The following is a 19,128-nucleotide window of genomic DNA, read 5'->3' on the forward strand; positions in this document are numbered from 1 at the left end:
GACGGTAGCAAGAGCCGTTACACGGGGATCGCGGCCCAGACCGTCTTGCCGTCGGGCTGCTCCTGGCAGCCCCACTTGTCGGCGATCGCGGCGATGAGCGGGAGTCCGCGGCCGCGGGTGGAGAGCGGGTCGAGCTCGCGCACGACGACCGGCCGGCAGCTCTCGTCGTGCACCGAGACCTTCACGAACGAGCCGCACAGTTTGACCGCGAGGCGGAACGGCGTCCGGGCGTGGTCGACGACGTTCGCGACCAGCTCGTGGACGACGAGCAGGATGTCCTCGGCGGCGGTGCCCCCGATCCGCCACTGGGTGAGCAGGTCACGAACGGTCCGCCGGATCTCGGCCGTCGCGGCCGGCGTCGGCGCGTGCGCCTCGTCGAGCTCGACGGTCGGGTCGCAGTCGGTGCGCATCGGACTGATCACCTCCACAGTCCCAGTATTTGCCAGGACCCGCACGGTGAAACAACCCGGAGCTCAGGAGACCAGGCGCTCGGCCGTGTCCACGTCCGTGATCAGCACGTTCACCCAATCGTTCAGTAGAGCGGCCCGAATCGCGGAGAGCTTGCGCTCGCCGCCGGCGACCGCGACCCGCCGGTCGATCGTCCGTAAGTCGGCGCTGGAGATGCCGACGACCCGCTGATCGAACCGGGACTTCACCGGGCGCCCGTGGTCGTCGAAGAACCGCAGGCAGACGTCGCCGACCGCGCCGAGCGAACGCAGCTCGCCCTGGTCGGCCTCGGCTACCGCGTTGCCCGAACGCAGCAGCAGCGGCGACGGCTCGAGGCTGCCGATGCCGACGAGCGCGACGGTCAGTTCCTTCCACTGCGCCATCACGGCGGCGACCGCGTCGTCCTGGGTCAGCGCCCGGCGGATCGCCGGGGTGCCGACCAGCCCGGGCGACGGCACGAACACCGGCCGGGCTCCGGTCAGCTCGGCCAGCCGGCCGGTGAGGCGGGTGGCCTGCACCTGCGCCTCCGGGCTGCCCACGCCCCCGACGATCTGCACGACCCGGTCGGCGACCGACGTGTGTTTGGGGTGCATGGCGTCGACGGCGGCGAGCAGCGACTCGCTCCAGGACGAGATGCCGATGACATCGCCGCCCTTGAGCGTCGCGTCCAGGTACACCGCGGCGGCCGCGCCGAGCGCCGGGATGACGTCGCCGTTCGAGCCTTCGGTGTCGACGACGACCGCGTCACGCAGCCCGTAACGCTGTTGGAGCTTCTCCTCCAGCTCGGTGTGGACGCCGGGCGGCAGCACGACGACCGTGCGGACGATCCCGCGGGTCGTGGCCTCTTTCAACAGGCGGGAGACGCGCGGCTGCGAAATGTTTAGTTGCGCGGCGATCTCGGGCTGGCGCATGCCCTGCTCGTGGTACATCCGCGCGACCTTCGCCAGCATCCGGAGCTGCTCGGCCGCCGCGGTACGCACGCCGGTGACCGGCATCGGCGTCTCCCTCATATTTATTCAGGCGAAGTGTAGTGGGGCCGCCGGAGCGGCCCCACCGACACCGGGTCAGGACTTGCGCGCGAACACCCCGAACTCGTCGGCGTTCGCCTTGGTGACGATCTCGCAGTCGATCGACTGCTTCTCTTCCTTGCCGGACTTGCCGTCCTTGATCGTGGCGTCGGCCTGCTCGACGGCCTGCTCGGCGGCGAGCGCCGCCGGCTGCAGGGCGGTGGCGAGCATCTCGCCGGCCTTGATCGCCGCGATCGCGTCGGGGCTGCCGTCGAAGCCGACGACCACGACCTTGTCCAGCAGGCCCGCGCCCTTGAGCGCCGCGACCGCGCCCAGCGCCATCGTGTCGTTGCCGGCGATGACGCCCTGGATGTCCTTGTTCTTCTGGATGATCGTCTCCATCTTGGTGAACGCTTCCTGCTGGTCCCAGTTGGCGCTCACGCTGGCGACCTTCTTCATCGCCGGGTACTGCGAGATGACGTCGGCGTAGCCCTTCGACCGCACACCGGCGTTCGTGTCGGACTCCTTGCCGGTCAGCTCGACGTAGTTGCCCTTGCTCTTCATGCCCTTGACGAACTCCTGCGCCGCCAGCTGGGCACCCTGGGCGTTGTTGGAGACGATCTGGGCGGTGGCGACGCCCGTCTTGTTGATCTCCCGGTCGATCAGGAACACCGGGATGCCGGCGTCCTTCGCCTTGGTGACCGGGCCGATCGAGGCGTCGGCGCCGGCGTTGTCGAGGATGATCGCCTTGGCCTTCCGCGAGATCGCGGCGTCGATCAGCTCGCTCTGCTTGTTCGGGTCGTCGTCGTGCGACGCGACCGAGGTCTCGTAGCCGAGTTCCTTGGCCTTCGCGGCGGCCGCGTCCGCCTCGGCCTTGAAGAACGGGTTGTCGGGCGACGGGGTGATGATGGCGATCAGGCCGCCGGCGTCACCGGACGACGAGCCGCTGCTCGCCGAGTCGCTGTCGTCGCCGCCGCACGCGGCGAGCGAGAACGCGCCGAGGGTGAGGGCGAGGCCGGCCGCGGCCAGGCGGCGCAGTCTGAGAGACATGGGGGGTGGTACCTCCACAGTGAGGACTTCTCGGGGGTCGGGAGTCAGGAAGCTGAGGTTTGAGCCGCGGCGGCCGCCGCGGCCCCGCGCTTCTGGAAGCGCTGCTGGCCCTGGTCGAGCATCACCGCGAGCACGATCACCGCGCCCTTGATGAGGATCTGCCAGAACGTCGAGACGCCCAGGTTGACCAGGCCGTCGGCGAGGAAGCCGATGACGAACGCGCCGACGAGCGTGCCGCGGACGTTGCCTCGGCCACCGGAGAGCGCGGCGCCGCCGATGACGACGGCCGCGATCGCGTTGAGCTCGAACGTCTCACCGGCCTGCGGTGCGGCCGAGGTGAGCTCGGACGCGATGATCAGGCCGGCCAGCGCCGCGCAGGCGCCGGAGATCATGTAGACGCGGGCCTTGACCCGTTTGACCGGCACACCGGAGAGCTCGGCCGCCCGCTCGTTGCCGCCGGTCGCGTAGAGCCACCGGCCGAACGGCGCCTTGCGGATCAGTACCGTGAACACGACCGCGAGGATCGCCAGCAGGTAGATCGAGACCGGGATGCCGAGGATCTTGCCGCCGCCGAGGTAGTTGAACCCGGTGTTGCCGAGCTCCGGGTCACCGCCCAGGTTCGGGTAGGTCTCGCCGTCGGAGATCAGCAGGGCCGCGCCGCGGGCCACGTAGAGCATGCCCAGCGTCGCGATGAACGGCGCCACGTTGAACCGGGTCACCAGGATGCCGTTGACCGCGCCGACGAGCGTGCCGACCGCGATCGCGACCAGGATCGTCACCCAGACCGGCGGGTAGGCGATGACGCCGAACAGCTTCACGCCGCCGAGCAGCTCACCGGCGACCACCCCGGACAGTCCCACGATCGAGCCGACCGACAGGTCGATGCCGCCCTTCAGGATCACCAGCAGCATGCCGAGCGCGAGGATGCCGTTGATCGCGACGTGCTTGGTCATCGTGATCACGTTCGTCACCGTGAGGAACGTGTCCGAGAGCAGCGTGAACACGATGATCAGCACGGCGAGCGCGATGAACGCGCGGGCCTCGAACACCACGTTCAGCACGCGCAGCCGGTTGGCCTGGGCAGCGGCGGAGGCCGCCGCTTCGCGGCGTTCCTCGGTCGGTGGGGTGACGGTGGCGGTCATGACGCCTCTCCGGTCTTCGTCGACGGGACACTGCCGCCGGAGGCGGCCATCAGGTCTTCGCGGGTGAGGGCTCCGCGCGTGAACTCCCCGACGATCCGGCCGCGCGAGAGCACCAGCAGGCGGTCGGGGACGTGCAGCGCCTCCTCGGCCTCGGAGGTGGTGAACAGCACGGCCAGGCCGCGCTGGGCCTGCTCGGCCATGAGCGCGAACACGTCGGCCTTCGCGCCGACGTCGACACCGCGGCTGGGCTCGTCGAGCAGCAGCACCCGGGGATCGGTGAGCAGCGCCTTGCCGATCACGACCTTCTGCTGGTTGCCGCCCGAGAGCGAGCCGATCGGCGACCTCGGGCTGCTCGTCTTCACCGTGACGTCGGTGATGGTGCGGCTGACCGCGGTGTCCTCGTCGCGGCGGTTCAGGAACACGCGCCGGGCGAACGCGAGCAGACCGGCGAGCGAGAGGTTCTCCCCCACGCTCATCGTCTGGACCAGCCCGTCCCGCTGCCGGTCCTCGGGCACCAGCATCAGCCCGCGGGCGATCCGCTCCCGGATGGTCTCCCGGCCCAGGACCTCACCGGCCAACGCCACTTCACCGGACTGGATCGGGATCCGGCCGGCGAGCGCCTCGAGCAGCTCGGTGCGCCCGGCGCCCATCAGCCCGTAGAGACCGACGATCTCCCCGGCCCGCACGCGCAGCGTCAGCCCGTCGACCGCGAGCCGGTCCGAGTTCGACGGGTCCGGCACGACCAGGTCGGTGATCGTGAGCAGCTCGTCGCCGAGGACGGTGTCCCGGTCCGGGAAGAGCGAGTCCTGGTCCCGGCCGACCATCTGACGCACGATCCAGCCCAGGTCGACGTCGTCGGCCTCGGCCGTGGCCACGAGCGACCCGTCACGCAGCACGACGACGTCGTCGGCGATCTCCAGCGCCTCGTCGAGGTGGTGGGAGATGTAGACGACCGCGACCCCGTCGGCGGTGAGTTCGCGGATCATCCGGAACAGCACCTCGACCTCGGGTTCGCTGAGCGCGGAGGTCGGTTCGTCCATGATCAGCACCCGGGCGTCCTGCAGGAGCGCGCGGGCGATCTCGACCAACTGCTGCTGACCCAGGCGGAGGTCCCCGACGAGAGTCCGGGGGTCGATCTCCTCCTCGAGCCGCTTCAGGATGGCCGCCGAGGCGGTCCGCTCCCCCTTGCGGTCGACCGCGAACGCCGGGGTGATCCGCTCCCGGCCGAGGAACAGGTTGTCCTCGATCGAGAGGTTCGCGCAGAGGCTGAGCTCCTGGTGGATGATGACGATCCCGGTGTCGGCCGCGTGCCGGGCGCTGGTGAACACGACCGGTTCGCCGTCGACGGCGACGTGGCCGGTGGTGGGCGTCTCGATGCCGGCCAGGATCTTCATCAGCGTGGACTTGCCGGCGCCGTTCTCGCCGAACAGCGCGGTGACGCGCCCGGCCCGCGCGGCGAAGTCGACGCCGGTGAGGGCGTGGGTGCCGCCGAAGACCTTGGTGATCCGGGACGCGCTGAGCACGCTCCGGTTGCCCTGGTTCGCTTGCTCCGCGGCGGTCACGGCGTCACCTCGAACGTCACCGGGGTGAGGGTCACGACCTCGGGGGTGAGGAAGGTGAACGCGCCGACGACCGAGATCTTCTTGCCCTTGAGTGCGTTCGGCTGGACGCCGGCGAGCACCTTGGTCCGCACCTCGTTGTTCAGTGCGGTGCCGGCGTCGGAGTACTGCACCTGGTTGAGGAAGTCGCCGAACTTGATCGTGCCGGTCGCGTCGCGCAGCGAGGTGCCGGTGATCGCCGGTCCGACCTGGACCCAGACTTGGGTGCCCGGCGGGAGGCCCTCGACGGTGAGCGCGAGCAGACTGCCGTTCAGATCGGCTCCGGTGCCGTCGACGCTGACCGGGAAGCTGTAGGGGCTGCTGCCCACGCGCTTGCCGTACTTCTCGCCGGCGGCGTCCGCGTCGGCCTTGAGTGCCGGGACGAGTTCGGTGAGCGGGGTCGCGTTCCTCTCGATCAGGGGCGCGACCTTCGGGAAGGTCTCGGCGCCGTACTTGGCCGGGTCGAAGGTCTGCTCGGCCGCGGCTCGGGTGGCCGGGGCGTCGGCGTCGCGCCATTCGGTGGCGAGGCCCATCGCCGCGAGCACGACGACGACCACACCCGCCTGGATCGCGCGGACCTTCCGGCTCGGCCGGGTGGCCACGGTCCGGGTGCGGGCCGCCTGCCGGCGCGTCCCCGCCGCGGCTGGCGTCGGCTCGGAGACGGCCTCGGCCGGTGACTCGGTCGACGATGACGACGTCACGAAAGCCTCCTCGAGGCAAGAGAATCAGTAGTGGGTGCGTTCGGGTCGTCGCTCACGGACGACATGTCCGGCGCGGGCGACGCGGCCGGGGTGAGCCGGGCTCGGGCCACCGCGCCGTACCATCCCTCGCGCGCTGTGCGGCGCTCTTCCGGCGCCATCCCCGGGGTGTAGTCGGTGGTCGCGCCCTGCTTCCACCGGCCCGGGCCGACACCGTTCGCGGCCAGACGGGCTACGCCCAGGGCGGAGAGGTCGGCCCCGTCGGCGCGGCGGACCGCGCGGCCGGAGAGGTCGGCCTGGGCCTGCATGACCGTCGCGCTCCGCGAGAGCCCGCCGTCGGTCAGCAGCGTCTCGACCGGGCTACCGGCCGCTTCCACCGCCGCGACGACGTCCTCGACCTGGAACGCGACCGACTCGATCGCGGCCCGCGCCAGCGCCGGACGAGAGGTGCCGAGCGTCAGCCCGCTCACCGTGGCGACCGCGTCGGCGTCCCACCAGGGTGCGCCGAGCCCGCCGAACGCCGGCACCAGCGAAACCCCCTCGGACGAGGGCCCCGCCGACTCCAGCAGTGCGGTCGTGTCCACCTCGAACAGCTCCGCGAGCCAGGTCAGCGTCCGCCCGGACGAGCGGATGTTGCCCTCCAGCGCGAGCGTCGGAGCGGCCCCACCCACCTGCCAGGCCACCGTGAGACACAGCCCGTGGGTGGCCGCGGTGGGTCCGGAGACGACCGCCATCACCGACGACCCCGTGCCGTACGTCGCCTTGACGACGCCCGGCTCCCAGCCCGCGTGGGCGTAGAGCGCGGCGTGGGAGTCACCGAGTACGGCCCGCACCGGAACCCCGTCGGGCAGCGGCGCGAACCCGCGTACGGGCGAGAACGGCCCGTCCGACGGCGTGACGTCACCGAGGACCTCGGCCGGAACCCCGAACAGCTCGAGGAGGCGGGTGTCCCAGACGCCCCGCCGCACGTCGAGCAGCTGCGTCCGCGACGCGTTGCTGATCTCGGTGACGTGAGCGCCGGTCAGATGGAACAACAGCCAGGAGTCGATCGTCCCGAGGCACAGTTCCCCGGCCGTGCTGCGCCGCCGGTCCGGGTCGTACTCGTCGAGCAGCCACTGCGCCTTGAGCGCGGAGAACATCGGGTCCAGCGGCAACCCGCTGATCTCTTCGACCAGCGGCCCCACCCCGGTCGCCCGTAACTCGGCGCAGCGGGCCGCCGTCCGCCGGTCCTGCCAGCCCAGCAGCGGCCCGAGCGGCTGCCCGGTCGCACGGTCCCAGAGCACGAGCGACTCGCGCTGCGTGCTCAGCCCCACCGCGGCGACGCGCCGCACGTCGTCGGCCGAGAAGGAACCGACGGCCGAACGGACGCTGTGCCAGACCTCGGACGCGTCCTGTTCCACCCACCCCGGCCGCGGGTGCGAAGCACCGAGCGGCACGGAGGCGGAGGCGACGACGGTGCCGGAGACGTCGACCAGGAGCGCCTTGGTGGCGCTGGTGCCCTGGTCGACCGCCAGGATCAGCGGGTCAGGACCGGCCATGCCCGAGCAGCTCTCTGGCGGCGGCGGCGATGCCGTCTGCGGTCAGCCCGAAGTGCTCGAGCAGGAAGGACGCGCTGCCGGTGGGCGCGAACACGTTCGGGATGCCGAGGATGCGCATCCGGACCGGGTGCTCGGTCGCGACCAGCGACGCGATACCCGCGCCGAGGCCACCGCTGACCGTGGCTTCCTCGGCGGTGACGATGCCCCGCGTCTCGCGGGCGGCGGCGAGCACGGCCTCGGCGTCGAACGGGTCGACGAACGGCATGTTGACGACGCGGAGCCCGATGCCTTCGGCGCGCAGCAGCTCGGCGGCCTCCAACGCCCGCGACACCAGCGTGCCGATCGCGATCACCGTGACGTCGTCGCCGTCGGTGAGCGTGGTGGAGACGCCGGGACCGAACGGCGCGTCCTCGGCCGTGACCACCGGGACCTTGAAGCGCGGGATCCGGATGTACACCGGACCCGGGTTCTCGACCGCCCAGCGCACGGCCTGGCGGGTCTGCACCGGGTCGGCCGGCACGACGACCGGCAGGTTCGCGACCGCCCGCATCCAGGACAGGTCCTCGATCGAGTGGTGGGTGGGGCCGAGCTCGCCGTAGGCCATGCCCGGGCTCTGCCCGCACAGGATCACGTGCGTCTCGCTGTAGGCGGCGTCGGCCTTGATCTGCTCCAGCGCCCGGCCGGTGAGGAACGGCGCGGCGGCCGAGACGAACGGGATCTTGCCGCCGTTGGCCAGACCGGCGCCGACGCCGACCAGGTCCTGCTCGGCGATGCCGACGTTGATCAGGCGCTCCGGGAACCGGTCGCGGAACCCGACCAGGTTGCTCGAGCCGACCGAGTCGTTGCAGACCGCGACGATCCGCTCGTCGGCTTCGGCGAGCTTGATCAGCTCGTCGGCGAAGTCCTGGCGACAGTCGAACTCCTCGGTGCTCACACCAGCTCCTCGAGGGCGAGGCGGACCTGCTCCGGGGTCGGCACCTTGTGGTGCCACTCGACCCGGTCCTCCATGAACGAGACGCCCTTGCCCTTGATCGTGTTGGCGACGACCGCGACCGGCTTGCCGGTGGTCGACGGCTCGAGGGCCTGCAGGATCGCGACGTGGTCGTGGCCGTCGATGTCGCGCAGCTCCCAGCCGAAGCTGGTCCACTTGTCGCCGAGCGGCTCGAGCGCCTTCGTGTCCTCGGTGCGCGCACCCTGCTGGAGCCGGTTGCGGTCGACGATCGCGGTGAGGTTCGCCAGCTCGTAGTGGCTGGCGGTCATCGCCGCCTCCCAGTTGCTGCCTTCCTGCATCTCTCCGTCACCGAGGACGACGACGGTCCGCCAGGACTTGCCGTCGAGCTGGGCGGCGAGGGCGGCGCCGGTGGCGACCGGGAAGCCGTGGCCGAGCGGGCCGCTGTTCGTCTCCACACCGGGGACCTTCACCCGGTTGGGGTGGCCGTTCAGCGCCGACAAGGGCGCCATGAACGTCGTCAGCTCCGTGCGCGGGAAGAAGCCGCAGTACGCGAGCGTGGAGTACAGCGCGGCGGCGCAGTGACCTTTCGACAGGACGAAACGGTCGCGGTCGGCCCAGTGCGGCCGGGCCGGGTCGAGGTTCAGCACGCCGGCGAAGCAGGTGACCATGATGTCGGTGACGGAGAAGTCGCCGCCGATGTGGCCTAACTTCGCGGTGCTGATCATCTCGACGATGCTGCGCCGGACGGCGAGCGCGATCGTCCGCAGCTCCGCGGCCTTCTCTTCCTCGCTGAGCCCGGTGAGCCTCGAGCGCAGCTCTCGGTATTCCGCGGCCAGCGGCGGATCAGCCACTAACATGGTGAATATCTATTCTGGCTCGAATTTGCATACGCACACACTGGCGCCGAGTTTCGCCTTTCGTCAAGCGTCCGTTCGCAGCTGCATCGATGCAGTACGGCGTGGACTCCACGATTGACAGGTAACGCGCCGGAAACTACGTTGACCGCAACTCCCATTCGGCTATGAATGGATATTCACATGGAGCCGTTATTCGGTGCCGGCATCTGGCACTTCGGGCAGTACGTCGATCGCTACGCCACCGACGGCTACGGTCCCCCGGTCAGCACGCTCGAGGCGATCGACCGGGCCGGCCAGGTGGGCTCGCTCTCGGTCGTCGACCTGACCTTCCCGTTCGCCCCCGCCGACCTGCCGGTCGCGGACGTGGCGGACGCGTTGAAGCGCAACAACCTGCGCGCGATCGCGATCACGCCCGAGATCTACACGCGCACGTTCGTCAAGGGCGCGTTCACCAACCCCGACGCCGCCGTGCGTCGCGAGGCGATCGAGCTGATCTCGGCCGGCGCCGAGGTGGGGCGCGAACTGGGCGTCGACTACATCAAGCTGTGGCCGGGGCAGGACGGGTGGGACTACCCGTTCCAGGCCGACTACGCCGAGATCTGGAAGTACTCGGTGGAGGGTGTGCGCGAACTCGCGACCACGTTCCCCGACTTGAAGTTCGCGATCGAATACAAGCCCCGGGAACCGCGCAACCGCATGGTGTTCTCCGGCGTCGCCCGGACGCTGCTCGCGATCGAGGAGATGGGGCAGCCGAACGTCGGCATCCTGCTCGACTTCGGACACTCGCTCTACGGCGGGGAGTCACCGGCGGACGCGGCCCAGCTCGCGATCTCACGCGGCCGGCTGTTCGCGATCGACGTCAACGACAACTTCCGCGGCTGGGACGACGACATGGTCGTCGGCTCGGTGCACCTCACCGAGACGTTCGAGTTCTTCTACACGCTGCGTCAGCTCGGCTGGGAGGGGATCTGGCAGCTCGACCAGTTCCCGTTCCGCGAGGACCAGGTGCAGGCGGCCCGGGACGGCATCGACGTGATGCGAGCGATCTACCGGGCGATCGACCTGGTCGACCACGAGGCGCTGCGGGCGGCTCAGAAGGCACAGGACGCGCTGGCGGCCCAGCGGCTCATCCGCAGGGCGCTGCTCAGCACGCTGCCGGAGTAGCTCCGGAAGAGGCGTGAACGTTTCCGACGTTCACGCCTCAGACGGCGCTCGCGAGGACGTGCTGGAAGGCTAACTCCGACGCCCCGATCAGCGCCGAGTCGCGACCCAGCGCGGGCGTGATGAGCGGCGTGGCGGCCCGCGACTCGACCTTCGCGCGATGACCGAGCTCGCGCTCGATCGTGGCGCACTCGATCCGCAGGATCTCGGCGAGCGTGTCGCCCACCACCACCGCCTCCGGGTTGAAGACGTTGATGAGGATCGCCAGCGTGCGCCCCAGCGACGTCGCCACCCGGGCCACCGCCTCGGCGGCACGCGGCGAACCACGCTCCGCGTCGGCCAGCACCGCGGCCACGGCGGCCGGCCCGAGGTCGTTCACCCCGGCGTAGCGCAGCAGCGCGTGCTCGCCGATGATCGTCTCGACGCACCCGTTGCTGCCGCAGTGGCAGCTGGGGCCGTCGGGGTCGAGCATGATGTGCCCGATCTCGCCGGCGTACCCGTGCGAGCCCTGCAGCAGCGTGCCGTCGACGATCACGCCGCCACCGACACCCACCGACCCGGTGACGTAGACGACGTCACGCATCTGCCGGGCCGCCCCGCGCTGGTGCTCGGCGAGCGCGCCGAGGTTCGCGTTGTTGCCGATCCGGATGTCGAGGCCGGGGAGCCGCTCGGCCAGCGCGTGGCCGAGCGGGACGTCCCGCCACCGGATGTTCGGCGCGTGCACGACCAGCCCCTCGGTGGCGTGCACCGTGCCGGGCACGCTCACCCCGACGCCCACCAGCGTGGCGCTGGCCGGCATCTCGGCGGCCAGCGCGAGGGCGTCGGCCGCGATCCGGCCGACGACCTCGCCGGGAGCGGGCTCCGCGATCGCGGTCTCCCGGCGCACGTGCACCCGGCCGCCGAGTCCGACCGCCGCGGAGACGATCCGCTCGACGTCGAGCTCGACGGCCAGTACGTACGGCCCGTCCGGACGGGGCGCCACCACGTGCGACGGCCGTCCGGCCTTCTCACCGCCACCCGGGACGTGCTCGTCCACCATCCCCCGCCGCACCAGGTCACCGACCAGGTCACCGATCGTGCTGCGGTTGAGCCCGAGCGAAGTGGTGAGCTCCGCCCGGGTCAACTCGCCGTGCCGGTGGATCTGGCTCAGCACCTGACCGAGGTTGTGTCGCCGGATCTCCTCCGGTCGCACCACCGTGGAACGGGGCACGGCTGGGATCAGTCTTCTGCGGGGTTGCGTCGCGACAGCGCGTCCGCGCCGGCCGCGACCAGCAGCACCAGCCCGGTGACCAGGAACACGTAGGCCGAGCTGATGTTCTTGATCAGGTTCAGACCGTTCGGGATCATCGCGATCACGATCGCACCGATGACCGCGTCCCGAACCTTGCCCCGGCCGCCGAACAGCGACGTACCACCGATGACCGCGGCACCCACCGCGTAGAGGACGTCGGTGTTCTTACCGAAGTCCGACGGCACACCACCCAGGTAGGACGCCCCGATGATGCCGGCGAGGCCGGCCATGCCGGAGCAGATGATGAACGCCGACATCCGGATCCGGGTCACGTCGATACCGGCCCGGCGCGCGGCCTGACGGCTGCCGCCGACCGCGTAGAGGAAGCGGCCGTACTGCGTCCGGGTCAGGACGTAGGTCCAGAACACGAACACGATCGCGACGATCAGCACGGCCCACGGGACGCCCTGGATCTTCGCGAACACGGTGCGCGACCGGTCCTGGTTGAGCACGAACACCGCGATACCGGTGACGACCGCGATCGCGCCCGCCCGGACGAACACCAGGTCGAGCGGCTCGGCCGACAGGTCGGACCGGCGCCGGCTGATCGAGCGGTACGCGGTCGTGCCCAGGTAGGCGAGCATCGCGAGCGCCCAGACCACCCAGGCGAACACGACCGGCATGTAGCCGTTCTCGATCTTGTCGACGAGGTCGAAGTTCCGGGTGGGGATGGCCGCACCGGTGCCGATGAACTTCAGCAGCACACCCTGCCAGGCCAGGAACAACGCCAGCGTGACGATGAACGACGGGATGCCGACGCGGGCGACCAGGAAGCCGATCAGGGTACCGATCGAGGTGCCCACGGCGACCGAGAGGAACATCGCGAGCAGCTGCGTCGTCCCGAGGTGGGCCACCGCGACCACGATGCCCAGCGCGATGATCACGGCCGGGATCCACAGCTTGGACAGCGCGGCGAGCGCGACGGTCGCGACCATGATCAGCATCAGCGCGACGAACACGCCGGTGCCGAGCGACGCCTGCAGGTCGCCGTCGTTGTTCAGCGCCAGCGCCAGGCTGGCGGCGCAGACACCACCGGCGGTACCGGCCGACAGGTCGATCTCGCCGATCAGCAGGACGAACACCATGCCCATGCCGAGCACGGAGATCTGCGCGGCCTGCTGGAGCAGGTTCGCGAAGTTGCCCTTGCTCAGGAAGACGTCGCTGGTGTTGGCGAAGATGATGACCAGCACCAGCGCGCCGAGGATGGCCGGTAGCGCGCCGCCCTCACCGCCGCGAACCTTCCCGACGTAGCCCTTGAAGGCGTCGACCACGTTGCGCGGTCCGGCGTCCGAGGCGAATGCGGCGGCGTCGGCCTCCGGCGTGGAGTCGAGCACGCTCGCGTCGGACGCGACGCTGTAACCCTTGTTGTCAGTAGTCATCAGATGCTCACAGGTTCGCGTCCGCGGTGGCGCGGGACAGGCCGAGGTCGCCGGACCGACCGGTGGTGATCAGCTCGACCACCTGACTGACCGTGGCGTCGGCGGCCTTCACCTCGGCCGCGATGCGGCCCAGGTAGAGCGCGTCGATCCGGTCGGAGACCTCGATGACGTCGTTCATGTTGTGCGAGATCAGCACCACGCCGAGCCCGCGGTCGGCCAGCCGGCGGACCAGGTCGAGCACCTGCCGGGTCTGGGCGACACCGAGCGCGGCGGTCGGCTCGTCCAGGATGACGACCCTGGAGTTCCAGAGCACGGCCTTGGCGATCGCGACCGTCTGGCGCTGACCGCCGGAGAGGCTGCTCACCGGCTGCCGCACCGACTTCACGGTGCGGACCGAGAGGCTCGCCAGAACCTTGCGTGCCTGCGCCTCCATCGCGCCCTCGTCGAGCTGCCGGAGCCGGTTCTTGGACTCGCGTCCGAGGAACATGTTCTGGACGATGTCGAGGTTGTCGGCGAGCGCGAGGTCCTGGTACACGATCTCGATGCCGAGCGCGGCGGCGTCGCGGGGGCTGCCCAGCGACACCTGGTTGCCCTCGAAGTAGAACTCGCCGGAGTCGACGTGGTGGATGCCGGCGATGCACTTGATGAGCGTCGACTTGCCGGCGCCGTTGTCGCCGACGAGCGCGGTGACCTCACCGGGGTAGACCGCGAGGTCGATGTCGTGCAGGACCTGGACCGGTCCGAAGCTCTTGTTGATCTTGCGTAGTTCGAGGATGGGGGTGTCCGCCATCGCTGCGGCTCCTTCAGGAGAAAGCGCCGGCGGGCAGAGCCCGCCGGCGCGAAAAACGAGTCAGGCGACGCCGGCCTCGGTGCACATCGCGGCGTACTTGCCGGTGCACAGCTCGGCCTTGGTCACGAAGCCGTCAGCGACGACGTCCTTGACCGTCTCCTTGGTGATCGCCTTCGGCGTGAGCAGCAGCGACGGGACCTGACGCTTGCCCTGCGTGTCCTCGACGGTGCCGGTGGTCTCGCCCTTCTCGCCCTTGAGCAGCGAGACGGTGAGCTTGACCAGGCCTTCGGCCTCGTCCTTGATCGGCTTGTAGACCGTCATGTACTGGTCGCCCGCGAGGATGTTCTGCAGACCACCGGCGGTCGCGTCCTGGCCGGTGACCGGGACCTTCAGGCCGTTCTTCTTCAGCACGGTGATCGCCGAGTTGCCGAGACCGTCGTTGGCCGCGAGAACGCCGTCAACCTTGCCGCCGGCGGCGGTGAGCAGCTGCTCGAAGATCGTGACGGCCTTCGCGTTGTCCCAGTCCGGGACGCTCTGGTCGCCGACCTTCTTCCAACCGGACTGCTTCGTGAGCACCGAGTCGTAGCCCTGCTTGAACAGCGTGGCGTTGTTGTCGGTGGGCGACCCGTTGAGGTCGATGTAGGTCGGGTTCGTCTTGCCCGACTTGGTCAGAGCGTCGACCAGGCCCTGGCCCTGCAGCTCGCCGACCTTCACGTTGTCGAACGACACGTAGTAGTCGGCGGTGCCACCGAGGGTCAGACGGTCGTAGTCGATCGTCTTCACGCCGGCGGCCTTGGCCTTGGCCTGCACCTGGGCGCCGGTGGCCGAGTCGAGGTTCACGATCGCGAGGACGGAGACGCCCTCCTGGATCATGCCGTCCGCGATCGACACGAACTTGCTCTTGTCACCGAGCGCGTTCTGGATGTCGGCGTCGACGCCGGCCTCCTGGAACGCCTTGGTGAGCAGCGGCTTGTCGAAGCTCTCCCAGCGGGCGGACGACTGGGTGTCCGGAAGGATCACCCCGACCTTGCCCTTGACCGACGACGAGTTCCCGGTGTCCGCCTTGTTGTCGGACGACGAGGAGTCATCGCCACCGCATGCCGCCAGGACGAGCGCCATCGCGGCGCTGACAGCGACCATTCCGAGCGCACGCATGCGCATAGGTGTCCCGCCTTCCCCATTGAAGGGGCCGATGTCGGGTGAGGACATCAGCAATTGTTGTGGCCGGGAACTTATCGACTGCAAAGGCTCCACGGGAAGGCTCGTTACGGACCCGTTACGGCGCTGACGGTGTAACCGTCACCGTATTGCGAGTGATTATGCACATTATGTCCGTATGAGCTGCTCTTCGTCCAGTAGCCGATCCGCCAGCGCATCGATCGCACGATCGAGGCGGGCGCGGTCGACGGGGTCGGCCGTGTCCCAGTCCCCGAGCTGGCCGACGAGCCACCGCCGCCACGCCGCGGCGACTTGGCCGAACGCCTCGGCGCCGCGCTCGGTCAGCGCCAGCCCGGCGCCGTCCGCACGCAGGTGACCGTCCTCCACCGCCTGCAGGAACACCGGGGCGAGCACGTCGGCCGGGACGCGGTGCGCGGCCGCGATCTCCTCCAGGGTCGGCGGGCTCCCCCGGCGCGCGCGTAGCTGCACCTGGCCGACCACCCAGGCCTCGCCGGGGTCGAGCGCCGTTCCCGACCCGGCCAGCACCTCCGGGGCGGCGGTGGCCGCACCCCGCCGGATCAGCTGGGCGACCGTGCGCTCGAGTTGCCGGTCGGCGTCGGCGGTGTCGGGGGTGCCGAAGCCCTCGCCGACGTCGGTGGCGCCGGCCCGGGCGGTGTCACGCAGCGGCACCTGCTTGAGCAGCAGCGAGACCAGGAAGCCGACCACCGCGATCGGCACCACCCAGGTGAAGACGTGGCCGATCGCCGACGCGTAGGCGCCGATGAACGGCGCGGCCTCGACGAACGGGAGGCGGTGCAGCGCGGCCGGGTCGGCCACGGTCTCCGGGGCGACGTCCGGCGACACCCGGAACGCGGTCGTCAGCTCCTGGGACAGCTGGTTCGAGTAGAGTGTCCCGAATACGGCGGTTCCGACCGTGCTGCCGACCGTGCGGAAGAACGTGACCCCGGCCGTCGCGGTGCCGAGGTCACCGTAGGCGACCGTGTTCTGCACCGCGATCGTCAGCACCTGCATGGCCAGGCCCAGCCCCGAGCCGAGCACGAACATGTACAGCGACTCCAGCGCGACGCCGGTGCCGGGGTCCATCGTCGACATCAGGAACAGCCCGAGCGTCATCACCGCGGTACCGACGACCGGGAACACCTTGTACCGTCCGGTACGGCTGATCACCGATCCGCTGACCATTGACATGACCAGCAGCCCGGCCATCAGCGGCAGCGTCCGGAAGCCCGAGCCGGTGGCCGAGACGCCGTCGACGTACTGCAGGTACGAGGGCAGGAACGTCATCGCGCCGAGCATCGCGAACCCGACGATGAAGCTGAGGACGCCGCACACGGTGAAGACCGGGTTGGCGAAGAGCCGCAGCGGCAGCATCGGCTCGACGGCCCGCTTCTCGGCGAAGACGAACAGCGCGAAGAACGCGGCCGCGCAGCCGAACATGCCAAGGATCATCGGTGAGGTCCAGGCGTACTCGTCGCCGCCCCACTCCAGCGCGAGGATCAGCGAGACCACACCGAGCGTCACCAGCACGATGCCGAGGTAGTCGATGAGCGGCTTGGTCGTCCGGGTCACCGAGGGGATCGTGCGCGCGGCCATCCCGACCATGACGACCGCGACCGGCAGGTTGACGTAGAAGCACCAGCGCCACGACAGGTGGTCGGTGAAGAGGCCGCCGAGCGTGGGGCCGAGGACGGTGGTCAGCCCGAAGACCGCACCCAGCGCGCCCTGGTACCGGCCCCGCTCGCGCAGCGGGATGACGTCGGCGATGAGGGCCTGCGCGGTGACCATCAGGCCGCCGCCGCCGATCCCCTGGATCGCCCGCCCGACGATCAGCAGCGTCATCGAGTGCGCGACGCCGGCCACCGCCGAGCCGAGCACGAAACACACGGCCGAGGCCTGGAAGATCAGCTTGCGCCCGAACAGGTCGCCGAACTTGCCCACCAGCACCGCGGACACGGCCTCGGTGAGCAGGTAGGCGGTCACGACCCAGGCCATGTGCCCGGCGCCGCCGAGGTCGGCGACGATCGTCGGCAACGCCGAGCTGACGATCGTCTGGTCCAGGGCGGCCAGCAGCATCCCCAGCAGGATCGTGGTGAAGACCAGGTTCATCTGGTTGCGGGAGAGCGCGACGCTCTGAGGCATAGGTCCCATATAGCACCTTTTGGAGACGTTGCCCACGTCACAAGATATAAAGTTGCACCAAGCAACTGAAGAGATAAAGTTGCATGTATCAAAGAGCTATCGCTGAACGAGGGCTGGTAATGACGACTGCTACCGCTGGAGCGCCACCGACTGCGGAGCCGATGTCGCACCGTCAGATCCTGGAGGCCCTCACCGGTCTCCTGCTGGGCATGTTCGTGGCGATCCTGTCGTCCACGATCGTCACCAACGCACTGCCGACGATCCTCACCGACCTCCACGGCGGCGAGTCGGCCTACACCTGGGTGGTCACCAGCACGCTGCTGGCCACCACCGCCACCACCCCGATCTGGGGCAAGCTCGCCGACCTGACGAGCAAGAAGATGCTGGTCCAGATCGCGCTGGTCATCTACGTCGCGGGTTCGGCGGTCGCCGGGCTGTCGCAGAACATCGGCGAGCTGATCGCCGCCCGGACGATCCAGGGCGTCGGCGTCGGCGGCCTGACCGCGCTCGCCCAGGTGATCATGGCCGCGATGATCTCGCCGCGGGAGCGCGGCCGGTACTCCGGCTACCTCGGCGCGGTCTTCGCCGTCGCGACCGTGTCCGGCCCGCTGATCGGCGGCGTCATCGTCGACACCGACTGGCTCGGCTGGCGCTGGTGCTTCTACGTGGGGGTCCCGATCGCCGCGCTGGCGCTGTTCGTGCTGCAGAAGACGCTGCACCTGCCGGTGATCAAGCGCCGGGTGCGGATCGACTACCTGGGCGCCACCCTGGTCACCGCCGCGGTCTCGCTGCTGCTGATCTGGGTCTCGCTGGCCGGCTCGCAGTTCGACTGGGTGTCCTGGCAGTCCGCGGTGATGGTGCCGGGCGCGCTCGTCCTCGGTGCGCTGTTCGTCTGGGCGGAGTCGCGGGCGGCGGAGCCGATCATCCCGCTGGGGCTGTTCCGCAACCGCACCGTGCTGCTCGCCACCGTCGCCAGCCTGTTCGTCGGCGTCGGGCTGTTCGGCGCGAGCGTCTTCCTCAGCCAGTACTTCCAGATCGCGCGGGGCGAGTCCCCGACCGCGTCCGGCCTGCTCACGCTGCCGATGATCGGCGGTCTGTTCCTGTCCTCGACCATCTCCGGGCGGATCATCACCGCGACGGGCCGCTGGAAGCGGTTCCTGGTGGCCGGCGCCTTCCTGATCACGGTCGGGTTCGCGCTGCTGGGCACCGCCCGCGCCGACACCCCGTACTGGCACCTGGCGATCTTCATGGCCGTGATCGGTACCGGGCTCGGCATGACGATGCAGAACCTGGTGCTGGCCGTGCAGAACACCGTCAAGACCAGCGAGCTGGGCACGTCGAGCTCGACGGTCGCGTTCTTCCGCAGCCTCGGTGGTGCGGTGGGCGTCTCCGCGCTCGGCGCGGTGCTCGGCCACCGGGTCACCGACTACCTGGAGTCGGGCCTGCGCGCGATCGGCGTGGACGCGGCCGCCTCGGGTGACGGCAGCCTGCCCGACCTGTCGACGCTCCCGGCGCCGATCCGGTCGGTCGTGATGGACTCCTACGGCCACGCGGCCGGCGACGTCTTCCTGGTGGCGGCCCCGTTCGCGCTGCTGGCCTTCCTCGCCGTGCTGTTCATCCGCGAGGTGGCGTTGCGCAGCTCGATCGGCGACACCCCGGCCGCGAGCCCGGCACCCGCTCCGGCCGAGGCTCCGGTTCCGGCGCTCGTCGGTGCCGAGCCGGCCTCCGAGCCGGCCTCCCACCTGGCGACCGGGGACCCCGAGGAGCGGCCCGCTCCGGTGTCCACGCTCCCCCGGCGCGGCGTCCGGCACCCGGGACGCCACGAGGCCGGGCGGCACGAGGCCACCCGGCGCGGCGCGCGACGCAAGGCGGAGCACGAGCTCCAGTAATCTGGGTACGA

At 70.1% G+C, this 19,128-nt stretch carries 16 protein-coding genes; 2 read left to right on the forward strand and 14 right to left on the reverse strand.

Annotation, left to right across the window (positions count from 1 at the left end; genetic code table 11):
• Positions 1-17: 17 nt before the first annotated feature.
• From CRYAR_RS30000 to CRYAR_RS30040, 9 genes are all read right to left on the reverse strand, one after another.
• Positions 18-410 (reverse strand): ATP-binding protein, encoded by a 393-nt coding sequence (locus CRYAR_RS30000; RefSeq protein ID WP_063725945.1) that lies wholly within the window; start codon positions 408-410, stop codon positions 18-20.
• A gap of 63 nt (positions 411-473) precedes the next feature.
• Positions 474-1,442: a sugar-binding transcriptional regulator gene (locus CRYAR_RS30005; protein WP_035856677.1), complete on the reverse strand. Its 969-nt coding sequence runs from the start codon at positions 1,440-1,442 to the stop codon at positions 474-476.
• Between the two features lie 69 nt (positions 1,443-1,511).
• Positions 1,512-2,504: a D-ribose ABC transporter substrate-binding protein gene (locus tag CRYAR_RS30010; protein ID WP_035856678.1), complete on the reverse strand. Its 993-nt coding sequence runs from the start codon at positions 2,502-2,504 to the stop codon at positions 1,512-1,514.
• A gap of 44 nt (positions 2,505-2,548) precedes the next feature.
• Complete coding sequence (locus CRYAR_RS30015; protein ID WP_035856679.1) at positions 2,549-3,646, reverse strand: ABC transporter permease; 1,098 nt, start codon at positions 3,644-3,646, stop codon at positions 2,549-2,551.
• Positions 3,643-5,208, reverse strand: a complete 1,566-nt coding sequence (locus CRYAR_RS30020; protein WP_035856680.1) for a sugar ABC transporter ATP-binding protein — start codon at positions 5,206-5,208, stop codon at positions 3,643-3,645. Before CRYAR_RS30020 ends, CRYAR_RS30015 begins: the two co-directional genes overlap by 4 nt.
• Complete coding sequence (locus CRYAR_RS47625; protein ID WP_051571122.1) at positions 5,205-5,945, reverse strand: DUF2291 family protein; 741 nt, start codon at positions 5,943-5,945, stop codon at positions 5,205-5,207. The genes CRYAR_RS30020 and CRYAR_RS47625 overlap by 4 nt, the downstream gene beginning before the upstream one ends.
• Complete coding sequence (locus tag CRYAR_RS30030) at positions 5,942-7,480, reverse strand: FGGY family carbohydrate kinase (RefSeq protein ID WP_051571123.1); 1,539 nt, start codon at positions 7,478-7,480, stop codon at positions 5,942-5,944. Before CRYAR_RS30030 ends, CRYAR_RS47625 begins: the two co-directional genes overlap by 4 nt.
• Positions 7,467-8,414 (reverse strand): transketolase family protein, encoded by a 948-nt coding sequence (locus CRYAR_RS30035; RefSeq protein ID WP_035856682.1) that lies wholly within the window; start codon positions 8,412-8,414, stop codon positions 7,467-7,469. The genes CRYAR_RS30030 and CRYAR_RS30035 overlap by 14 nt, the downstream gene beginning before the upstream one ends.
• Positions 8,411-9,289, reverse strand: a complete 879-nt coding sequence (locus tag CRYAR_RS30040) for a transketolase (protein ID WP_035856683.1) — start codon at positions 9,287-9,289, stop codon at positions 8,411-8,413. The genes CRYAR_RS30035 and CRYAR_RS30040 overlap by 4 nt, the downstream gene beginning before the upstream one ends.
• Before the next feature lie 180 nt (positions 9,290-9,469).
• On the opposite strand from CRYAR_RS30040, the gene CRYAR_RS30045 reads away from it, so the two are divergent.
• Complete coding sequence (locus tag CRYAR_RS30045; RefSeq protein ID WP_211247705.1) at positions 9,470-10,453, forward strand: sugar phosphate isomerase/epimerase family protein; 984 nt, start codon at positions 9,470-9,472, stop codon at positions 10,451-10,453.
• A 37-nt stretch (positions 10,454-10,490) separates the two neighbouring features.
• On the opposite strand, the gene CRYAR_RS30050 is transcribed toward CRYAR_RS30045, so the two are convergent.
• The 5 genes from CRYAR_RS30050 to CRYAR_RS30070 form a co-directional block, all read right to left on the reverse strand.
• Positions 10,491-11,660: an ROK family transcriptional regulator gene (locus CRYAR_RS30050; RefSeq protein WP_035856685.1), complete on the reverse strand. Its 1,170-nt coding sequence runs from the start codon at positions 11,658-11,660 to the stop codon at positions 10,491-10,493.
• Between the two features lie 8 nt (positions 11,661-11,668).
• A complete protein-coding gene (locus tag CRYAR_RS30055) occupies positions 11,669-13,120 on the reverse strand; it encodes a sugar ABC transporter permease (protein ID WP_051571125.1) in 1,452 nt (483 codons plus the stop codon).
• Between the two features lie 7 nt (positions 13,121-13,127).
• Positions 13,128-13,910, reverse strand: coding sequence for an ATP-binding cassette domain-containing protein (locus tag CRYAR_RS30060; RefSeq protein ID WP_035856688.1), 783 nt, complete (start codon positions 13,908-13,910; stop codon positions 13,128-13,130).
• A 60-nt stretch (positions 13,911-13,970) separates the two neighbouring features.
• Positions 13,971-15,065, reverse strand: a complete 1,095-nt coding sequence (locus tag CRYAR_RS30065) for a sugar ABC transporter substrate-binding protein (RefSeq protein WP_035856689.1) — start codon at positions 15,063-15,065, stop codon at positions 13,971-13,973.
• Positions 15,066-15,236: 171 nt separating this feature from the next.
• Positions 15,237-17,237, reverse strand: a complete 2,001-nt coding sequence (locus CRYAR_RS30070; protein ID WP_035856690.1) for an MDR family MFS transporter — start codon at positions 17,235-17,237, stop codon at positions 15,237-15,239.
• A gap of 152 nt (positions 17,238-17,389) precedes the next feature.
• Between CRYAR_RS30070 and CRYAR_RS30075 the strand changes: the two genes are divergently transcribed.
• The gene (locus tag CRYAR_RS30075; RefSeq protein WP_211247707.1) at positions 17,390-19,117 is read left to right on the forward strand and encodes an MDR family MFS transporter; all 1,728 of its coding nucleotides are present in this window, start codon (positions 17,390-17,392) and stop codon (positions 19,115-19,117) included.
• The last annotated feature ends 11 nt before the right edge of the window (positions 19,118-19,128 follow it).

The sequence above is a fragment of the Cryptosporangium arvum DSM 44712 genome, from assembly GCF_000585375.1.
Taxonomy (GTDB): Bacteria; Actinomycetota; Actinomycetes; order Mycobacteriales; family Cryptosporangiaceae; genus Cryptosporangium; species Cryptosporangium arvum.